This is a genomic window from Achromobacter sp. 1012554356 (genome assembly GCF_059760815.1).
Genome location: NZ_JCBANC010000115.1, coordinates 1 through 3,304, shown reverse-complemented (window position 1 = coordinate 3,304; position 3,304 = coordinate 1). Strand labels below are relative to the sequence as shown.

Sequence of the window (3,304 nt, the reverse complement as noted above, 5' to 3'; positions counted from 1 at the left end):
TTCTATCACACAGTGGAACCGGACGGCGGTCGCGGAGGCGACGGTTCCACGGGCATTGGCGGCGCCGCCGGCGGGGGCGGCGGAGGCGCGGCATACATTCGAACGGCTTTCGGGGGAGACGGCGGCAACGGCGGATACGACGGCCAGGATGGCATCGGGGGCGACATCGGCAGATCCTGGGCGGGCGGAGGCGGCGGCGGCGGTGGCACCTTGACCAACGGCGGCGCCGCGGGCGGATTCACGTGGCTGGTACAGACCCCGGGGGTGGGCGGATTGGGCGGCGAGGCCGGCGCAGCGCCCAGCGTCACGGGAGGCGATGCCGTTCCGTTCGAAGGCTCCGGTGCCGGCGGCGGAGGCGGAGGCGCGCCAGGTGGCGCAGGCGGTGGCGGCGGGCCGTTCTCGCGTTTCGACACGAACGCAGGCGGCGCGGCCGGCAGCAGCAATCACAGTGTCTACGTCACGGGGGCCAGTTCCGTCATCATCAACTCGGGTTCCATCATGGCGGGGCCGGTCAATCAGGACACCGCCATCAAGTACGCGGCCACCGCCAGCAATTCGACCTTGATGCTCCGTGACGGCAGCCTGATTCACGGCCTTGTCGATGCCTCCGAATCAAGCGGCACAAACACGCTCGTCCTGGATGGCGGGGCCGCGCTGGCGTTTGACGTGGGCACGATCGGCCACGGCGCGCAGGGTCAGTATCTGGGCTTTAACGCATTCGAGAAGACGTCTCACGGCATGTGGGCGTTGACGGGTTCGCCCGCCCTGGCGCTCACGCCCTGGACGCTCTTCGGGGGATGGCTGGCGATCACGGACGATGCCGCCCTGGGGGACACGGCTGGCGGCCTTATCTTTGACGGCGGCGGGCTGCAACTGAACGCCAGCATCACGTCGCAGCGCGATTTCCAGTTGCGCGGCGATGGCGCGGTCCACACGGCCGTCGGCACCGTGTCCGTGATGCAGGGCTCGATCAGCGGCGCGGGCAGCCTCACCAAGACAGGGCCCGGCACATGGATCATCCTGGGTAGCGGTACCGAAACGGCCAACGCCACGGCGGCGGGGCCGCTCACGCATACCGGCGTTACGCGTGTCGACGAGGGCATGCTGGTCATCCATGGCACGGCCCTCGGCCAGGCCAATCAAGCGGCCGCCAGCGTTGCCGGCGCCAGCAATGCGACATTGAGCCTTGCGAACGGTGCCAGGCTCGACGGCCAGATGGACGGACCGAACCTCGTCATCGATGCGACGAGCCGATGGAACGTCCTGACCGATGCCACCGCTGCCGCGCAGGGCAACAACCTCAGCAGGGTCAACTCACTTCAGCTTGCTGGCAGCATCGCCTTTTCACGGCCCACCGAAGATGCCAACAATCATGCCGGCCGCACGTTCACCGCCAACGACCTGGTGGGCGGCGGTGGCGAAGTGCAACTGCACGTGAACCCGACCGGTGCCGCGGATCACCTGACGCTGACCCAGGGTGCCACGGGGTTGACCTACCTGAAGCTCATCACGCCGGGCGGCTTCGGAGATCCGTTGGCCGGCGACGGGTTGCTGGTGGTCAAGGCTGGCGCCAGCACCGAACATGCATTTCAACAAACCCCCGGACAACCCACGCAGTCGGGCGCGTTCAATTACGGCTTGGTGCGAGGCGCGAGAGACGGCGCAGCGGCGCTGGCCAACAACTGGTATCTGTTCAGCGATATCCGCCCCGAGGTGTCCATCTACTCGCAGTTGGGCAATCAGGCCTTGCGGCAGTCCGAGGTGGCGGTAGGGTCGTTCAACGAACGGATGGGATCAACCGAAACGTTGTCGCGAACGGTCTACCCCTATGCCTGGGCGCGGTCGCTTGGCGTCCTGGAGCGCCGCGATGGCGCGCCCCTGGGGATCCGGCAAGCGAACGTCGCCGTGGATTCGCGGGTGGCCGGACTGCAGGTGGGAACGGACTTGTTCGTGGCCAGCAAAGGTATCGGCCGCCGGAGCGTGGGCGTGTTTGGAACGGCAATGGCTTCCCGTAACGACGTGGCGCACTATCAGGCATCCACGCGATCGACGGTGGATGCCGGCCGCAGCGATCAAACCCTGTATGGCCTGGGCGCTTACTACACGTTGATGGACGGCAAGGGCGGTTACGCCGATTTCGTCGCACAGGTCAGCCGGTATGGCGTGAAGACGCAATCGCGCGGTGCGCATGGCACGTCCCTGCAGACATCCGGATGGGGCGCCGCGCTGTCGGCGGAAGCCGGCAAGGCCTTCGATATTCGCGACGGCAGCGGTCTGCGCATTGAACCGCAAGCCCAGGTGATGGTCCAGCACGTCAAATTGCGCGATGCTGAAGACAGCGTGGGCCGGGTTGCGCTGCCGGGACTGCACGCGCTGCATTCGCGTGTGAGTCTGAAGCTATCGAAAGTCTGGGGTGCGCAAGCCCAGACGCAAAGCCACGGCTGGCTGATGCTGAGCTATCTGCACACGCGGGGAAAGTCCTCCAGTTCTTATCCCTCCGCGACACAGGGCGACATCCCATTCGACAACGATCTGGATGGATCGCGCGTCGGCCTGGCGGCGGGCTATGACCGGCGCGCGGGCAGGAACACCTTCGTCAATGTGCAGGTGCATGCCGAACAGGGCATGGGCAGCACGTCAGGGTTGCGGGCGGTGGCCGGCTCGGTGGGGGTGAAATATCTGTTCTAGCAACCTTGCATGAAGTGACTCGCCGGATCGCTGGCACGGTCTCGCAATATGCGCCATAGCGTTCGTCTGATTTTCCCCGGCAACTGATTCTTATGAAGGCTGCCGCGCTTTCCGAGTACTCCTACTCTGGGTAAAGCCGGGGCGCATAAAGAGAATCTGAGACACCGACGACACAGGCTCGAACGCTTTGCCGCGTGCAGCCGTCGCTCGATGTGATTAACCGGATTACTCAAACGCGCGACCGGCGACGCCGGTGTTCCACCTTCTTCGAGATCAAGATCACGATTCTGCCTGGAGCGTCCACTGTGCTTCAGGTGCAATCGAGTTCGTGAAGCCGCGCGTGAATCCACCACCCAGGATGAACCAACGATGCATACGGATTCTTGCTTGGCGTTGCGACATGCGGACTCGATCTCGAATCGAATCGACAAGGCGCGCGGTATGGCGGTGAAGCTTTGTTTTGGCCTGTCTTTGATCTCTCTCGGCATGTCCCCGCATCCCGCGGCGCGTGCCTTGATCGTCGGCGAGGCGGGGGTGGGCGGCGTAGGCGGGGCTGCCAATGGCGGCGTTGGCGGCGATGGCGGTGATGGTTTTGCCGCCCTGGATCTCACCACGT

At 65.2% G+C, this 3,304-nt stretch carries 2 protein-coding genes; one reads left to right on the top strand and one right to left on the bottom strand.

Annotation, left to right across the window (positions count from 1 at the left end; all coding sequences use genetic code 11):
• Positions 1 to 2,688, top strand: a 2,688-nt coding sequence (locus tag AC6LJW_RS29365; RefSeq protein ID WP_498088966.1) for an autotransporter outer membrane beta-barrel domain-containing protein, incomplete at its 5' end; no start/stop codon positions are given.
• Positions 2,689 to 2,967: 279 nt separating this feature from the next.
• Here AC6LJW_RS29365 and AC6LJW_RS29360 read toward each other — a convergent pair.
• Positions 2,968 to 3,304: hypothetical protein (locus AC6LJW_RS29360; RefSeq protein ID WP_498088965.1), on the bottom strand; the 337-nt coding region annotated here is incomplete at its 5' end.